This window comes from Flavobacterium sp. ZB4P23 (assembly GCF_003970375.1).
In the GTDB taxonomy this organism is placed as follows: domain Bacteria; phylum Bacteroidota; class Bacteroidia; order Flavobacteriales; family Flavobacteriaceae; genus Flavobacterium.
The window spans coordinates 450,952-467,271 of sequence record NZ_RYDK01000002.1; the positions used below are offsets into that span (position 1 = coordinate 450,952).

General features: G+C 34.4%; 16 protein-coding genes. 9 read left to right on the plus strand and 7 right to left on the minus strand.

Translation table 11 applies throughout. The annotated features are described in order from the left end of the window. Positions 1-7 precede the first annotated feature (7 nt). From EKL99_RS05190 to EKL99_RS05205, 4 genes are all read left to right on the plus strand, one after another. On the plus strand, positions 8-1,360 hold the full coding sequence (locus EKL99_RS05190) for an OmpA family protein (protein ID WP_126576515.1): 1,353 nt from the start codon (positions 8-10) through the stop codon (positions 1,358-1,360). 63 nt (positions 1,361-1,423) lie between these two features. After that, a complete protein-coding gene (locus EKL99_RS05195) occupies positions 1,424-4,201 on the plus strand; it encodes a PD-(D/E)XK nuclease family protein (RefSeq protein ID WP_126576516.1) in 2,778 nt (925 codons plus the stop codon). Between the two features lie 66 nt (positions 4,202-4,267). Continuing rightward, entirely contained in the window at positions 4,268-4,507 is a 240-nt protein-coding gene (locus tag EKL99_RS05200) for a hypothetical protein (RefSeq protein WP_126576517.1), read from the plus strand. Further along, positions 4,504-5,175, plus strand: coding sequence for an ATP-binding cassette domain-containing protein (locus EKL99_RS05205; protein ID WP_126576518.1), 672 nt, complete (start codon positions 4,504-4,506; stop codon positions 5,173-5,175). Before EKL99_RS05200 ends, EKL99_RS05205 begins: the two co-directional genes overlap by 4 nt. Here EKL99_RS05205 and EKL99_RS05210 read toward each other — a convergent pair. From EKL99_RS05210 to EKL99_RS05235, 6 genes are all read right to left on the minus strand, one after another. Then, complete coding sequence (locus EKL99_RS05210) at positions 5,172-5,954, minus strand: alpha/beta fold hydrolase (RefSeq protein WP_126461802.1); 783 nt, start codon at positions 5,952-5,954, stop codon at positions 5,172-5,174. The two genes, EKL99_RS05205 and EKL99_RS05210, sit on opposite strands and share 4 nt — an antisense overlap. A gap of 348 nt (positions 5,955-6,302) precedes the next feature. Next, positions 6,303-7,733 (minus strand): pyruvate kinase, encoded by a 1,431-nt coding sequence (pyk, locus tag EKL99_RS05215; RefSeq protein ID WP_126562657.1) that lies wholly within the window; start codon positions 7,731-7,733, stop codon positions 6,303-6,305. Between the two features lie 5 nt (positions 7,734-7,738). Continuing rightward, a complete protein-coding gene (locus EKL99_RS05220; protein ID WP_126568996.1) occupies positions 7,739-8,227 on the minus strand; it encodes an IPExxxVDY family protein in 489 nt (162 codons plus the stop codon). A 113-nt stretch (positions 8,228-8,340) separates the two neighbouring features. After that, complete coding sequence (locus tag EKL99_RS05225) at positions 8,341-9,081, minus strand: ribonuclease III family protein (RefSeq protein WP_126461796.1); 741 nt, start codon at positions 9,079-9,081, stop codon at positions 8,341-8,343. 6 nt (positions 9,082-9,087) lie between these two features. Continuing rightward, positions 9,088-10,341: a beta-ketoacyl-ACP synthase II gene (gene fabF, locus EKL99_RS05230; RefSeq protein ID WP_126461793.1), complete on the minus strand. Its 1,254-nt coding sequence runs from the start codon at positions 10,339-10,341 to the stop codon at positions 9,088-9,090. A gap of 178 nt (positions 10,342-10,519) precedes the next feature. After that, entirely contained in the window at positions 10,520-10,756 is a 237-nt protein-coding gene (locus tag EKL99_RS05235; RefSeq protein ID WP_007137004.1) for an acyl carrier protein, read from the minus strand. Positions 10,757-10,932: 176 nt separating this feature from the next. On the opposite strand from EKL99_RS05235, the gene EKL99_RS05240 reads away from it, so the two are divergent. Both EKL99_RS05240 and rnhA read left to right on the plus strand, forming a co-directional pair. After that, entirely contained in the window at positions 10,933-11,502 is a 570-nt protein-coding gene (locus EKL99_RS05240) for a phosphoribosylglycinamide formyltransferase (RefSeq protein ID WP_126568997.1), read from the plus strand. Positions 11,503-11,504: 2 nt separating this feature from the next. Beyond that, positions 11,505-11,978, plus strand: coding sequence for a ribonuclease HI (gene rnhA, locus EKL99_RS05245; RefSeq protein ID WP_126461787.1), 474 nt, complete (start codon positions 11,505-11,507; stop codon positions 11,976-11,978). A gap of 3 nt (positions 11,979-11,981) precedes the next feature. Here rnhA and EKL99_RS05250 read toward each other — a convergent pair whose 3' ends face one another. Then, positions 11,982-12,920, minus strand: coding sequence for a hydrogen peroxide-inducible genes activator (locus tag EKL99_RS05250; RefSeq protein WP_126563800.1), 939 nt, complete (start codon positions 12,918-12,920; stop codon positions 11,982-11,984). Between the two features lie 96 nt (positions 12,921-13,016). On the opposite strand from EKL99_RS05250, the gene EKL99_RS05255 reads away from it, so the two are divergent. From EKL99_RS05255 to EKL99_RS05265, 3 genes are all read left to right on the plus strand, one after another. Then, the gene (locus EKL99_RS05255; protein WP_126563799.1) at positions 13,017-14,540 is read left to right on the plus strand and encodes a catalase; all 1,524 of its coding nucleotides are present in this window, start codon (positions 13,017-13,019) and stop codon (positions 14,538-14,540) included. A gap of 62 nt (positions 14,541-14,602) precedes the next feature. After that, the gene (locus tag EKL99_RS05260; RefSeq protein WP_126461781.1) at positions 14,603-15,139 is read left to right on the plus strand and encodes an ankyrin repeat domain-containing protein; all 537 of its coding nucleotides are present in this window, start codon (positions 14,603-14,605) and stop codon (positions 15,137-15,139) included. Positions 15,140-15,283: 144 nt separating this feature from the next. Then, a complete protein-coding gene (locus tag EKL99_RS05265; protein ID WP_126461778.1) occupies positions 15,284-16,207 on the plus strand; it encodes a PfkB family carbohydrate kinase in 924 nt (307 codons plus the stop codon). Positions 16,208-16,320 lie beyond the last annotated feature (113 nt).

The following is a 16,320-nucleotide window of genomic DNA, read 5'->3' on the forward strand; positions in this document are numbered from 1 at the left end:
ATTAAGTATGAAACATCTTAACAAAATTTTAGTTGCTGCGATGATGGTGATGGGTTTAAGTTCTCACGCACAAGACAGTAACAACCCATGGGCAATCTCTTTTGGAGCAAATGCCGTAGACACTAGAACTAGTGCTGGTGGAGGAAATAATTGGCTAGACCGTCATTTTTCGCAACCTTTTGACGCGAAAACAAACTGGAACGTCCTACCTTCTGTATCGTATTTAAGTGTCTCAAAATACGTAGGAGATAATTTCTCTTTTGGTCTTACTGGATCTGTAAACAAAATAGATAAGTTTGTAACTTTTGCTCCAGGTGCTGTAGGTCATGACTCCAGAGGATATCTTGTCACTAATCCTGGTGATTTAATGTATTATGGTGTTGATGCTACGATAAGATACAGCTTCATGAATTTAATTAAATCTAAAGTTATAGACCCATCTCTTTCTATTGGTGGTGGATATACATTCTTTGGAGACAGTAGTTTTGGAACTTTAAACCCAGGTGCTGGTTTAACTTTATGGTTTTCCGAAAATGTTGGTTTCGAACTTGCAACTAGATACAAAAAATCTTTTGGTGATAGAGTAGATGCTTCTAGAACTCCTGATGCTCCATCTCATTTTCAACACTCTGCTGGTATTATCTTCAAATTTGGTGGAAAAGATACAGATGGTGATGGAATATATGACAAAGATGATGCTTGTCCAGAAGTTGCTGGTTTAAAAGAATTCAACGGATGTCCTGATACAGATGGAGACGGAATTCAAGACAGTGAAGATGAGTGTCCAAATGAAGCTGGTCCTAAAGAATTAAAAGGATGTCCTGATACAGATGGAGACGGTGTTGCTGATAAAGATGACAAATGTCCTACAGTTGCAGGTCCTAAAGAAAACGGTGGATGCCCATGGCCAGATACTGATGGAGATGGTGTTCTAGACAAAGATGATGAGTGCCCTACTATTGCTGGCCCAGCTAGCAACAAAGGATGTCCTGAAGTAACTACTGAAGCTTTAGACAATCTTAAAATTCAAGCTAGAGCAGTTTACTTTAATTCTGGTAAAGCAACTTTCAAAACTGGAGATGTTCCAGCTAGATTAGATGCAATGGCAGAAATCCTAAAAAATTATCCAAATGCTAAATTTAGCATTGAAGGACATACAGATAGCGATGGTTCAGATGAATACAACCAAAAACTTTCTGAAGATAGAGCTAGTATCGTTAAAGAAGCTATGATCGAAAGAGGAATAAAAGCTGAAAACTTAAATACTGTTGGTTTTGGCGAAAGCACTCCAGTTGAAACAAATAAAACTGCTGCAGGTAAAGCTAAAAACAGAAGAACTGAATTGTTATTGCAAAAATAATATTGTTCAAAAATTTTTAGAAAACGCCTCGATTTATCGAGGCGTTTTTTTTATTTTTATAAAATGACAAATACTTCTTTTCTAGATAAAATAGCTTCGGTTTTAATCGCAAAATACGCTGACACTCTTTCCAATACGATTGTTGTTTTACCAAACAAACGAGCTAAAATATTCCTGATTGAAGCCTTAAAGAAACAAGTCGCAACCAACATAATTTCACCCGAAATTATAAGTGTTGAGGATTTTGTTCAAAACATAGCTGGTATCCGCACTATAGATCCTATCGAATTATTATTCGAATTCTATGAAGTGTATTTATCTATTACCGCTACAGCAAATCAACAATCCTTTGAATTATTTGCCAATTGGGCCAAAACACTCCTGCAGGACTTCAATGAAATTGACCGCTATTTACTAGATCCATCCCATGTTCTTTCCTATCTGAAAGACATTGAAGACATCAAAAAATGGGGAATTGAAGTAGAAAACAAAACGGCATTATTAGAAAAATATATTGATTTTTGGAAACTACTGCCCAACTATTATCAATCATTGTACACTCATTTACTGAACAAGGGAATCGGCTATCAAGGATTAATCTATCGTGAAGCAGTGCATAACATAAATCATTTTTCGAATTCCCTACATGACAAAAAATTCGTCTTTGCGGGTTTTAATGCATTGAATGCAGCCGAAGAAAAAATAATCCAACACCTCATCGCTTCTGATCAAGCCAAAATATATTGGGACGCAGACCAAACCTTTCTCAATGATCCCTATCATGATGCTGGTTTATTTGTAAGGCGTTTTAAAGAAAATTGGAAACATTATAAATTACATCCGTTTGAATGGATTGTAAATGATTTTTCTCAAACTAAAAACATTCAGGTCATTGGCACACCCAAAACAATTGGTCAAGCCAAAATAGCCGGGAGTATTATCGAGAATATCATCAATGAATCACAAAGCCTAGGGACTGATGGAACGCTAGATAAAGTTGCTGTGGTTCTGGGCGAAGAAAATCTTTTGGTACCGCTTTTATATTCATTACCCTCAAGTGTTGGCGCTTTGAATATTACGATGGGATATTCCAGCAAGAACAATCCAGCGCAGATTTTGACTGCTAAATTATTCAAAATGCACACAAATGCATTGTCCAGAAATGCTAAAAGCTATGTCTTATACTACAAAGATATCTTAGATATTTTAACCCACCCTTTGGTGGAACCATACGCAAAAACCAGCGCGCTAGTCCAAACCATTAACCAAAATAATTATACTTTTATTACGCATCATAAATTGATGGAATTGAATGGAATTCCAAGTGAAATATTTCTTTTATTATTCCAAAAATGGGAAAAGGGTTCGATTCCAGTTTTAGAGACCATTTCAAAATTATTGCAAACCATCAAAGGAAATTTAAGCAACGACAACGAAGAAGAAAAAATCACCAAAGCTTTTGTTTTTGCTATTTTTAAAGTCATTAACAAACTAATTAATTATTATTCAAAGCACGAACATATCGATAAAATCGAAACTCTTTATGCCATTTACAAACAAGTTATTGATTTGGCCGAGGTTTCATTTGAAGGAGAACCGCTCAATGGTTTGCAAATTATGGGCGTTTTAGAAAGCCGTGTATTAGATTTTGAAACCGTTATTGTCACTTCGATGAATGAAGGGAAATTCCCGGCCGGAAAATCGCAAAATTCGTTTATCCCCTATGATGTAAAACGCGAATTGGGCTTGCCCACATTCAAAGAAAAAGATGCAATTTACACCTATCATTTCTATCATCTATTACAAAGAGCAAAGAACATTTATTTAATTTATAATACCGAGAGTGAAGGATTGGATGCCGGAGAAAAAAGCAGATTCATCACGCAACTGGAAGTCGAAAAACAAAAAAATCATACGCTGACTCACGAAATTTATAATGCCGTGCTACCCGAAACAGCGTATCAGCCTATGGTGATTCCAAAATCAGAACGTGTTATGCTGCGATTGAAAGAAATAGCCGAAAAAGGGTTTTCTCCATCGGCGATGACGAGTTATATCCGGAATCCAATTCAGTTTTATTTCCAGAAGATTTTACGCATCAGCGAAGTAGAAGAAGTAGAGGAAAATATTGCCTTGAATACCTTGGGAACTATTATCCACGAAACTTTGAAAGTTTTATACGAACCTTTCATTGATAAATTTATATCAGAAAGTGATATTCTAAATTGTTTCAAACAAATAGATACAGAGGTTTTGAAACAATTCAAATTGGTGTACAAAGAAGGTGAAATCAAAAAGGGTAGAAATTTGCTGGCATTTGAAGTCGCCAAGCGCAATGTTTCCAATTTCCTGAAAGTGGAACTGGAAAGTATCAAGAATGGTGATGCAATAAAAATTATAGCTTTGGAACAAACATTCGAGCGAATTATAAATCATCCTAATTTGCCTTTTCCGGTATTGATAAAAGGAAATGTAGACCGGATTGAAGAGCGCAACGGAATCATTCGAATTATCGATTATAAAACCGGAAAAGTAGAAAAAGCAAGCGTTACACTGAAATCATGGAAAGGACTTACTGAAGATATTAAAAGCGACAAAATCATTCAGGTGCTGGCGTATGCTTATATGTATGAGCATGACGCTAAAGGAAAACCAATTGAAGCAGGAATAATTTCTTTTAAGAATTTAAAAGCAGGTTTTCTTGCGTTTAATTTTAAAGAAATCAACGAAATAAATGCAATTATAAATGAAGAAATATTAGGTAATTATTTAGAGCAAATGGTTCTTTTATTAAGCGAAATTTTAGATGAAAACATTCCTTTTGAAGAAAAACTAATTTAAACAAAATTCCCAATCAGAAAACTAGCCAATATCTTCGAATTTCACAAAAGCACCTTGACAATTAACATGTCAATAAGCACTTTAGCATGGGTTTTTGGCGTATTTGAAGGTTTCAAATCCGCCCTTATTATTTTTGGTTTCTTCATTAGCCTTTTGATAAAAGAAGTGAATGCTAAAAACGAATATCTGTTTTATTACAACAACGGAATCTCTAAATTGCATCTATTCATTTATGGTTTTCTGATGAATTTTGTTTTTTCGCTAATGCTGATTTTAGTCATTAATGTAGTATTGAAATTCGTATGACTAAAAATATTTTAGAAATAGATAGTATCCAAAAACAATATGAGGGGAAAAGTATAGTTTCTGATGTGTATTTGAGATGTGAAACTGCTGATATTATTGGTGTTTTAGGAAGAAATGGTTCCGGGAAATCGACCTTGTTAAAAATCATTTTCGGAATTGTAACTGCTGATTTTAAATTTGTTCGGGTAGATGGCGTCGTGAAATCAAAAACTAGTGATTTGCTAAACGAAATCAGTTATTTGTCTCAAGATAATTTTATTCCAAATTCATTTTCGATAAAAAAGACTATTCAATTGGCTATTGCCAAAGATAAATTACAGGATTTTTATGCTGACGATATGATTCAATCGATGATAGAGAAAAAAATAAAACATTTATCTGGCGGAGAATTACGGTATTTAGAAATTAAATTAATCCTGAATAATGCATCGAAATTTGCTTTACTAGACGAACCATACAATGGCTTATCACCCATAATGATTGAAAAAATTAATGAATTAATCACTGCAATGTCCAGCACAAAAGGCATTATTATCACGGATCATAATTATGAAAATGTGATAAAAGTCTCCACAAAACTGGCGTTGATGAAAGAAGGAAAAATGCACCATTTAAAAGACAAAAGCGAATTGGTGGAAAAAGGGTATTTGAAACCTGGAATGATTTAGATGCTTTTGAAAAAAGCTAATAATACGTTCAACAATTCGTCTTGGTTTTCAATGTGACTCATGTGTCCGTCCGGAAAAGTCACCAGTTTCATGGCTGTGCCTTCTATCTGTTCTTTGGTTTCTTCGTAATTTAGAACCGGGTCTTTTTCGCCCAGAATCAAAAGTTTAGGAAAAGGTGCCAAATGCAACAACACTTCTCTGTCTTGTCGTATTTTCATACCTTCCAGTGAAGCAACGATTCCCTGAAGGGGTGTTTTTAAAGCTTCCTTCTTTACGCTTTCAATTACTGATAAAAGGCGCTCTCTGTTGTTTTCATTGAATAAATTTGCAATGGAAAGTGAGATAAAATTGACAAAAGATTGTTTTACTGCTTTTATAGCCCGATCTCTATTTGTTTTTCGTTCCTCGCTGTCGGCTCTTGCGGTCGAGTTTAATAAAACCAATCCTTTTATCGTGTCCGGATACAATTCGGCGAAAGCCAAAGCTACATAACCGCCCATAGAATGCCCTACAAAAATGGCTTTACGGATGCGTAGTTCCGATAAAACAGCGTGCACAGCATCAGCATTATCCTCCATCGTTTGCACGTAACTCAAACATTCCGTTTCGCCATGTCCCAATAAATCAATGGTGATGATGCGGTTTTTTTTAGCAAACTCCGGAATATAAAAATCCCACATGCCTTTATTTTCCAAGAAACCGTGAAGTAAGACAATAGCGGTTCCCTTCCCGGTATCGGAATAGGAGATGTTGGTATTTTTAAAGAGAATTTGTTTCAAGGTTTTTTGTTTAAAGTACTAGATTCAGCTAATTAATGTAACTTTATAAAAAAGACATTTCCGCCCTTTCGTTCAAATGCAACAAATGTTGTTTATTTGCGCCTGACAAAACTTAAAAATAAGGAGCCCCGTAATCCGCGAACAAAGATACACAATCAGTGTACTATTTAGAACTAACTATAAAAAGCAAAATAGCAATTTTAGATCGAGACAAATCTGTCATAACCCAATAAGCAAAGTGCAATTGTAATTTACGTATTGAAAATCAATTCTTTACCGTGTTTTCAACAAAAAATCCGTCTGTTGATTGAACCAGACGGATTTTTAATACATAATGAGAATGTTTTATTATTCTATTTCAGAAACTCTCAGGGTGTTTACCATCCCCTTTTCCTTAATAGGCATTGCTGCTAAATTGATAAGGAAATCTCCTTTTTGTACAAAGCCTTTTTGTTTTACAATTTCATTTATGTCCGTTACGGTATCATCTGTGCTTACATCTTTAGTGTACATGAAAGATTTTACACCCCATAATAAATTAAGCTGAGTAAGGATTCTCTTATTTGAGGTAAACACTAAAATGTGTGCATTTGGTCTCCATGCAGAAATTTGAAATGCGGTATACCCACTATTTGTCAAAGTACAAATTGCTTTTGCTTTGATTATATTAGCCATGGAGGCAGCGTGGTGACAAATTGTTTTAGTGATAAATCGTTTTGTTTTTATCTGTGGCGTATTTTGTGGCACTTGGATTAGCGGTGAATCTTCTACAGCTTCAATGATTTGAGTCATTTTTTGAATTACCTGAACCGGATAATTTCCAGTTGCTGTTTCTCCCGAAAGCATTACGGCATCAGCACCATCCATAACGGAGTTAGCAACATCATTTACTTCGGCACGAGTTGGTGTAAGAGACGTAATCATTGTTTCCATCATTTGCGTGGCAACAATAACTGGAATTCTAGCCGTTTTGGCTCTGCGAATAAGTTCTTTTTGAACTAACGGTACTTCATGAGCAGGAAGTTCTACTCCTAAATCTCCTCTGGCAACCATCAGACCATCACAATAAGCAACAATTTTGTCAATGTTTTCTAGTGCTTCCGGCATTTCGATTTTGGCAATAATTGGAATTTTATGTTCTGAATGTTTGGCGATTAATTCTTGTAATTCTTGTAAATCTTGTGGTGTTTTCACGAAAGATAAGGCAATCCAATCTACATTTTGGCCAATGGCAAAAATGGCATCTGCAATATCTTTTTCGGTCATTGCCGGTAGGGATATTTTTGTATTAGGTAAATTTACTCCTTTTTTTGATTTCAATTCGCCACCTTGAATTACTCTTGCTATAACTTCTGATTTTTTATCCGTCTCCACGATTTCGAAAATGAGTTTACCATCATCAAGCAAAATTCTTTCTCCAGGATTTACATCATTTGGAAAGTTTTGATATTTCATGAATACTTTCTTAGCAGTTCCAAGAATATCTTCGGCAGTTGTAAATGTAATTAGATCCCCATCGTGTACGACGACACCTTCCTCCATAACTCCTACTCGAAGTTTTGGCCCTTGTAAATCGCCAAGAATAGCAGTTGTATAACCAAACTCTTCATTTAAACCTCGTATAAGGCTTATTTTTTCTTTTACATCATTGTAGTCCGCATGCGAGAAGTTTACTCGGAACACATTTACACCAGCTTCGATCATGTCTTTTATGATCTCTCTTGTACTGCATGCAGGCCCAAGTGTGGCTACAATTTTAGTTTTTTTGTTTGTAAGCATTTGTATTAAAAAATTAAATTGTTTTTAGATTTTATTTTATTTGTATCTACTATATAAACAGTAGATATGCTGTTTATGGTATTTAATAGGAGCTGCGTTTGGGACACGTTTATGGCATCTTCGTGATGTTCTATTTTTAAAAAATAATCTACTTTTTTGAATTCAGGAAGTAAAAAGACTTTTGTTGAAACTTCCATGGACACGTTAGAAAATAGATTTTGGTTATTTCCTTTATTATACTGGATGACCTCATTTTTATTTTGAATCAAATTCCAAGAAATACCGCTTTCGATGTCTTCATAATAAAATCTGGAAAAACCTGTTTCTCCTTCTTCAATATTAATTTGAATTTCACTTTTACTTTTACTTAGATTCACAGGCAGCATTTGATTAATAAAAAATGCCAATCGATAGTCCTCTAATGAAGTATGAATCGCAATAAGATAGTAATCTATTTCGTCAAATTCGCCCAGATCAAGTTTAAGAATAGCCATTTCATGAAAAAATAAGATGTAAATATAGTATTTCTATCGAAGTATTGACCGTTCAAAAGGTGATGTTTTTGTTAATTTATAAACGAAAACGATATAGTTTTATGTATATTAAATTATTTTCTGTCCATTTTTTCTTGAAATGCAAAATAAGCGCGTTGGGATGCTTTTTCTTCTGCTTTCTTTTTTGATGTGGCTCTTGCTTTAGCAATCACTTTATTGTCAATGCTAAGTTTTACACCAAACAGACGTTGCCCGTCAATGGCATTGTCCTCAAAAATATCATAATGAAATATTTTTTTTTCTTTTTGACACCATTCTATCACCAGACTTTTGTAGCTGATTACTTTTCCTTCGAGTCTTGCAATATCTACATAAGGCACTACTACTCTTTTTTGAATGAATTTTTCGCAATATACATAACCTCGGTCTAAGTAAATCGCTCCCACCAATGACTCAAAAATATTACCATGGATGTTCTCGCCAAAATGCTGAAGTGGCACTTTGCTTTCTATGTATTGCACTAAATTTAAGTCTTTCCCTAATTCGTTCAAATGCTCCCTACTCACAATTTTAGAACGCATTTTAGTCAAATATCCTTCGTCCCCAGCGGGTGCTTTATTGAATAGATGAGCCGCAATAACGGAGCTTAACATTGCGTCTCCCAAGAATTCTAACCGTTCGTAATTGATTGGATTTCCTAAAATATCAAGGCGATTAGAGGAACGATGGGTGAATGCTTTTTTATAAAAATCAAGATTTAAAGGGGCAAATCCTAAAATTTTCTGAATAGAATCAAAAAAAATCCCGTCTTCTGGAGAACGGGATTTTGAAAATATTTTTCTAATTATACGCATTTATAATTAGATTTCTAATTTTTTTACTAGTACACAAGCATTGTGACCTCCAAAACCGAAAGTATTACTCATCACTACATTCATTTCTCTTTTCTGAGCTTTGTTGAACGTAAAATTTAGTTTAGCGTCGATATTTTCATCATCTGTGAAATGATTTATTGTTGGTGGCACTAGTCCATGTTTTAAGGAAAGTATCGAAGAAATTGTTTCTACTGCTCCGGCTGCGCCAAGTAAATGGCCCGTCATAGATTTAGTCGAATTTAAATTCATCGTGTAAGCATGTTCCCCAAAAACATGAAGTATTGCTTTAGATTCTGCCATGTCACCAAGTGGCGTAGAGGTTCCGTGCATATTCACACCATCTACATCAGTTGCTTGTAAACCGGCATCTCTCAAACAGTTTAACATTACATTTTTAGCGCCTAATCCTTCAGGATGCGGTGCCGTAATATGGTAGGCATCAGCTGACATTCCGCCACCGCCAATTTCGCAGTAAATATTTGCTCCACGAGCAATAGCGTGTTCGTATTCTTCTAGGACTAATGCGCCAGCTCCTTCGCCTAAGATAAAACCATCTCGATCTTTATCCATTGGTCTTGAAGCGGTTTTAGGATCGTCATTTCTGGTAGATAAAGCATGCATGGCATTAAAGCCTCCCATTCCGGCTATTGTCACCGCAGCTTCAGAGCCTCCGGTTATCATAGCATCAGCATGACCTAATCTTATATAGTTGAAAGCATCAATAATAGCATTTGTAGAAGAAGCACAAGCAGAAACAGTGGTAAAATTTGGACCTCTGAATCCGTATTTTATAGAGATATGTCCTCCTGCGATATCCGAAATCATTTTTGGAATAAAGAAAGGATTAAATTTAGGAGTACCATCACCTGCAGCAAAGTTCAACATTTCAATTTGAAAAGTTTCTAATCCTCCAATTCCAGAGCCCCAGATAACACCTACTCTGTCTTTGTCTAATTTTTCAAAATTGAAACCGGCATCTACAACCGCTTCATCAGAGGCAACCATAGCATACTGCGCATAGCGATCCATTTTTCTGGCTTCTTTTCTGTCTAAGAAATCTTCAGCATTAAAATTTTTCAATTCGCACGCAAATTGAGTTTTAAATTTTGAAGCATCAAAATAAGTTATTGGTGCTGCTCCACTAACGCCATTAATAAGTCCATTCCAATATTCTTGAATGTTATTTCCAATAGGAGTAAGAGCACCTAAACCTGTTACAACAACTCGTCTTAATACCATAAATTCTTTATTTTTTGTTATCTTTAAACAAATAAAACCCATGCTTTCTTTACTGTATTTTTACAAAAAGAGCCATGGGTATTACAATAAATATCTTTTTGATTGAAATCCAATCTCGAATTTAATTTCAAAATAATAATAACACCCGCTTACAAGATTGTAAACGGGTGCGTATTTATTATTTTTTTGCTTCCTCGATGTAAGAGATTGCTTGACCTACAGTAGCGATGTTTTCTGCTTGATCATCTGGAATTTGAATGTCAAATTCTTTTTCGAATTCCATAATAAGCTCAACAGTGTCTAATGAGTCAGCTCCTAAATCATTAGTGAAGCTTGCTTCTGTTACAACTTCGTTTTCGTCAACACCTAATTTGTCTACGATAATCGCTTTTACTCTTGATGCAATGTCTGACATAATCTTTAATTTTAGAATTTAATTTGTTGGCAAAAATAAAAAACTTTATTTGAAAACAACTATTTAGTTAATAAATGTGACAACTAAATTATGAAATTTATTTTAACAAAGCTGCCACAATGTTATTTATTTTCATTTTTTATCCCTTTTTTTGCATCATTAAAACAAGCTAGGTTATGAAAAAAATTGTCGTTTTTGCTTCTGGATCGGGTACTAATGCTGAAAACATCATAAAGTATTTTGCAAAATCTAAACTTGCAACGGTTCAAGCAGTCTTTGCAAACAGCTCCATCGCCAAGGTGCTTGACAAAGCAAAAAACCATGGCGTTGCAACGAATATTTTTACTAAAGAACAATTTATTGAAGGGGAAGTATTACATAAAATAAATACAATTCAGCCTGATCTGATTGTTTTGGCTGGTTTTTTATTGAAATTCCCTGAAAATATCATCACATCCTATCCGGATAAGATCATAAACATACATCCTGCCTTGTTGCCAAAATATGGTGGTAAAGGAATGTACGGGATGAATATTCACCGAGCCATTGTGGAAAATAATGAAAAAGAAACCGGAATTACCATTCATTATGTTAATGAAAATTATGACGAAGGAAATATTCTTTTTCAAAAAAAAATAATTTTATCAGGGCATGAAACTCCAGAAGAAGTTGCCCAAAAAATTCATGAATTGGAACAAAAGTATTTTCCGGAAGTGATTGAAAGATTATTAACTCATAATTTATAATTTTGAATTCTCACGACGTACACATATACACAGACGGTGCTGCTAAAGGCAATCCAGGTAACGGTGGCTATGGCGTTGTTATGGAATGGGTAGGAAAACCTTATAAAAAGGAATTCTATGAAGGTTTTCGTCGAACCACTAATAACAGAATGGAGTTGTTGGCAGTAATTGTAGGTCTCGAAAAGCTAAAAAATCCTAATACTACCGTTTTGGTGATTTCGGATTCTAAATATGTGGTAGATTCAGTAGTAAAAAAATGGGTTTTGGGTTGGGAAAAAAAAGGTTTTGCAGACCGGAAAAATGCTGATTTGTGGAAACGATTTTTAATTGTATATAGAAAACACAAAGTAGATTTTAAGTGGATCAAAGGCCACAACAATCATGTCCAAAACGAAAGATGTGATGCCTTAGCTGTTATGGCTTCAATGCAAAAACAACTTTCTATAGATGCTTTTTACGAAAGTACTTGTGAGTGATTATTATATTTGAGTAATTGCTAATTCACTTTTTTTATATTTATTTGAAATCAAATCTTTGTTTATTGTGCTGTGAATGATTTTGGCTAGCGCTTCAATGGTTCTGATTTTTGCATAAGGACGGTGGTAAATAATACTCATTTCACGAACCGGAATAGGAGCGTTAAAAAAACTGACTTGTTTTTTTCTTTCGGTAGAAAGGGTGTTGTAATATAATTCGGGAATCAAAGTTAATCCGCCAAATTCGTCAATCATATTCAATAAAGTATCAAAAGAACTTGCTTCAAGTTTTAAATTTTCAACCATTTTTTCTTTTTTCTTTAAAGAACATAATTTAATAAATTGTTCTCTAAGGCAATGACCTTCTTCCAAAAGCCAGATTTTATGATTTCTAATTTCATCGGGTAAAATATAGTTCTGTACCGGGTCAATGTCGCCATACACCATTAAAGTTTCATAAAATAACACGATATCTTCAATTTCAGTGTCATGTAAAGGTGTCGCAACAATTCCCATGTCAAGTTGCCCTTCTTTCAGCTGTTTTGTAATGGAGTTGGTTGTTTGTTCTAAAATTTCTAGTTTTAAGTCAGGAAAGTTTTCTAAAATAGGTTTTAAAATTTTTGGAAGTAAAGAGTTTGCTATTGTCGGGATGATTCCAATTCTAATTTTTCCTTCAATTTTTCCAATACTCTTTTTGGCGTTGTCTTTTAAAAGCTGGCTATGAAGAACTACTTTTTTTGCATTTTCAATAGTTTCTATTCCAATTTCGGTTGTTTCAGTTGGATTTTTCTTTCGGTCAAAAATCACTATTCCAAGCTCTTGCTCTAATTTCTTGACCATTGCGCTCAATGTTGCTTGAGTTACATTGCAATACTCTGCGGCCTTAGTGAAATTTTTTAAGCGATCTACTGCAATTATATATTCTAATTGTTGGATATTCATATATAGATATTGTCTATAACAAAGATATAAAATTTCAGTTATGTCAATATTATTTTTGTCGATATTTTTGCATGAATTAAATAAAAAAATAATCTTATGAAACAAAAAGCATTAGTCTTATCAATAGCGATATTGATAACTCAGCTAACATTAGGTCAAACGTTGACAACAAATTCCGGAGCTCCAGTAGGAGACAATCAAAATTCAAAAACAATTGGACAAGATGGACAAGTCCTGCTTGAAGACATTCATTTGATTGAAAAACTAGCTACATTTGACCGCGAACGTATCCCGGAAAGAGTGGTTCATGCTCGAGGAACTGGTGCATTTGGAGAATTTGTTGCTGCCTCTGATTTTTCGGATGTTACGATGGCAGATTTCTTAAATAAAGCGGGTAAAAAAACACCATTATTGGTTCGGTTCTCAATGGTAATACATCAGGCAGGTTCTCCGGAAACGTACCGTGATCCTCGAGGTTTTGCAGTTAAATTTTATACTGAACAAGGAAATTATGATTTAGTAGGAAACAATTTGCCCGTTTTCTTTATCCGTGACGCAATGAAGTTTCCAGACATGGTTCATGCCTTTAAACCGTCCCCAATAACAAATGGCGCATCAGATCCGAACAGAGCATTCGATTTCTTTTCCAATGTACCAGAATCAACGCACATGTTTACTTGGGTATTTTCTGATTATGGAATCCCTGCTAATTTTCGCCAAATGGAAGGAAATGGAGTACATGCTTACAAATGGGTAAATGCGAAAGGCGAAGTAACCTACGTAAAATACAAATGGGTTCCGCAACAAGAAGTACGTAATTTATCGCAAGCCGAAGCTAATGCAATTCAATCCACACAAATTGAGCATGCTACTTTGGATTTGCGCAATGAAATTGAAAAAGGAAATTTTCCAAAATGGGATTTGTATGTTCAAATGTTGAAGAAAGAAGATTTTTTGGCTTTGGATTTTAATGCTGTTGATCCTACTAAAATTTGGCCTGAAAAAATTGCTAAACTGATAAAAGTAGGAACGATGACTTTGAATCAAAATCCATCAAATTATTTTCAACAAATAGAGCAAGCCGCTTTTTCGCCAGCAATTTTAGTTCCAGGTATTGAGCCTTCAGAAGATAAATTATTACAAGGGAGATTGTTCTCATATACTGATACACAACGCCATCGTTTAGGAGGGAATTTTCAACAAATTCCAGTAAACATGCCTAAAAACGGAGTGAACACCTACAATGAAAATGGGTATATGTCGTTGCGCCCTCAAACTGGTGATGTAAATTATCAGCCTTCAACAAATAAACCGGAGGTAAAGGATGATGCAAAATTCAAGTATTCAAAATCAGAATTTGCAAACGTAACTACTGCACAGTCAAAAATTTCGAAACCAAATGATTTTACACAAGCGGGAGATTTGTACCGTTCTTTTTCTAAGAAAGATCAAGATGCATTAATTTTTAATTTATCAGGTGCTTTAAAACAAGTAAAAAACAAAGTAATTGTTGCTAAGATGATTGCTCATTTTTATCAAGCGGATAGAGAATACGGAATGCGTTTAGCAAAAGAGCTTAAAATGGATCGTAAAGAATTAGAATCTTTAATGATGCAATAATTGTAAGGAAACTTGATAAAGGAGCGTTTTTAGCGCTCCTTTACTATTTAAATTTTAAAAAAATGAAAAAAATAATTTTCACCTTATTGATTTTAATTTCTGGTTTTTTGAATGCGCAAAACAGAGATGTTTTTGAGGCGGCAAGGACCAATGATCTAAAAACGATTGAAAAATTTGTACAGGAAGGGAATGATATAAATTTATTAAATTCCTCTGGTTATAGTTTGCTTATTCTGTCGGTTTACAATAATAATTATGAGGTTGCAACGTATTTGATTTCGCAAAAAGCAAATTTAGATATTCAGGATTCCTCCGGCAATTCCGCTTTGATGGGTGCGTGCTTTAAAGGGTATTCTTCCTTAGCAGAATTGTTATTGGCACACAAAGCAAGTCCAGACATAATAAATTACAATAAGGCAAATGCGTTATTTTTTGCTGCCACTTTTGGTCAGGAAAAATGTGTGGAAATTTTGTTGAACTATAAAATTAATACGCATCAAACAGACATTTTTGGAAAAACAGCTTTGGATTATGCGGTGAACCAAGAAAATGAGGCTATTATTGACTTATTAAATAAAAATATTTTGGTTAAATCATAAATTCAAATAAGGATAACAACTCTAATAATTATGGCGTAAATTAGTCTAAAACTACCTCTTAATTTGGCAAAATTTTACACCTCAGACTCTTTGCAACTTCACAAGTTATACCCTATCTTTGCGCCTTAATTTGAAACTACATAAATGAATAAATTATTGATTGTTGGAAGCGTTGCTTTTGATGCTATAGAAACGCCTTTTGGCAAAACGGATAAAATTTTAGGTGGAGCTGCACCTTATATAGGACTTTCGGCTTCTTTTTTTAATTTACAATCTGCCATAGTTTCTGTCGTTGGCGATGATTTTCCACAAGAATATTTAGATTTATTGACAGCAAGAAACATTGATATTTCTGGACTTGAAGTAGTAAAAGGTGGAAAAACGTTTTTTTGGAGCGGTCTTTACCATAACGATTTGAATTCAAGAGATACATTAGCAACGGAACTTAATGTTTTGGGTGATTTTCAACCGAAAGTCCCTCAGAATTTTAAAAATGCCGATATAGTAATGTTAGGAAATTTACATCCATTAGTACAAAGTAGCGTAATTGACCAAATGGAAACTAAACCAAAATTAGTGGTGCTCGACACTATGAATTTTTGGATGGATTGTGCTTTGCCTGAATTATTGGATGTGATGAAACGTGTTGATGTGATTACAATCAATGACGAAGAAGCAAGACAACTTTCGGGAGAATATTCTTTAGTGAAAGCGGCCGCTAAGATCCATAATATGGGGCCTAAATATGTAGTAATTAAAAAAGGTGAACACGGAGCACTTTTGTTTCACAATAAAGAAGTTTTCTTTGCGCCAGCACTGCCATTAGAAGAAGTTTTTGATCCAACAGGAGCAGGAGATACTTTTGCAGGAGGTTTTGCAGGATATTTAACACAGAGTGAAAACATCTCTTTTGAGAATATGAAAAATGCGGTTATATACGGTTCTAATTTAGCCTCATTTAGTGTGGAGAAATTTGGAACGGAACGGATGGTTAATTTAGATAAAGAGGAAGTTGTGTCCAGATTAAAACAATTTAAATCATTGACACAGTTTGACATAGAATTATAATACATGGAAACCTCGGAAACGGGGTTTTTTTGTTAAAAAAATATAAGAGATACCAAACTGGTTTGATTATTGCCCACATATAAATCAGTCCAATTCATTTTTTAGAATAACAC

Coding starts and splice junctions, on each gene's coding strand:
- EKL99_RS05190 (WP_126576515.1), top strand. CDS start 8: ATGAAACATCTTAACAAAATTTTAGTTGCTGCGATGATGGTGATGGGT.
- EKL99_RS05195 (WP_126576516.1), top strand. CDS start 1,424: ATGACAAATACTTCTTTTCTAGATAAAATAGCTTCGGTTTTAATCGCA.
- EKL99_RS05200 (WP_126576517.1), top strand. CDS start 4,268: ATGTCAATAAGCACTTTAGCATGGGTTTTTGGCGTATTTGAAGGTTTC.
- EKL99_RS05205 (WP_126576518.1), top strand. CDS start 4,504: ATGACTAAAAATATTTTAGAAATAGATAGTATCCAAAAACAATATGAG.
- pyk (WP_126562657.1), bottom strand. CDS start 7,733: ATGCTTACAAACAAAAAAACTAAAATTGTAGCCACACTTGGGCCTGCA.
- EKL99_RS05220 (WP_126568996.1), bottom strand. CDS start 8,227: ATGGCTATTCTTAAACTTGATCTGGGCGAATTTGACGAAATAGATTAC.
- EKL99_RS05225 (WP_126461796.1), bottom strand. CDS start 9,081: ATGCGTATAATTAGAAAAATATTTTCAAAATCCCGTTCTCCAGAAGAC.
- fabF (WP_126461793.1), bottom strand. CDS start 10,341: ATGGTATTAAGACGAGTTGTTGTAACAGGTTTAGGTGCTCTTACTCCT.
- EKL99_RS05235 (WP_007137004.1), bottom strand. CDS start 10,756: ATGTCAGACATTGCATCAAGAGTAAAAGCGATTATCGTAGACAAATTA.
- EKL99_RS05240 (WP_126568997.1), top strand. CDS start 10,933: ATGAAAAAAATTGTCGTTTTTGCTTCTGGATCGGGTACTAATGCTGAA.
- EKL99_RS05250 (WP_126563800.1), bottom strand. CDS start 12,920: ATGAATATCCAACAATTAGAATATATAATTGCAGTAGATCGCTTAAAA.
- EKL99_RS05255 (WP_126563799.1), top strand. CDS start 13,017: ATGAAACAAAAAGCATTAGTCTTATCAATAGCGATATTGATAACTCAG.
- EKL99_RS05260 (WP_126461781.1), top strand. CDS start 14,603: ATGAAAAAAATAATTTTCACCTTATTGATTTTAATTTCTGGTTTTTTG.
- EKL99_RS05265 (WP_126461778.1), top strand. CDS start 15,284: ATGAATAAATTATTGATTGTTGGAAGCGTTGCTTTTGATGCTATAGAA.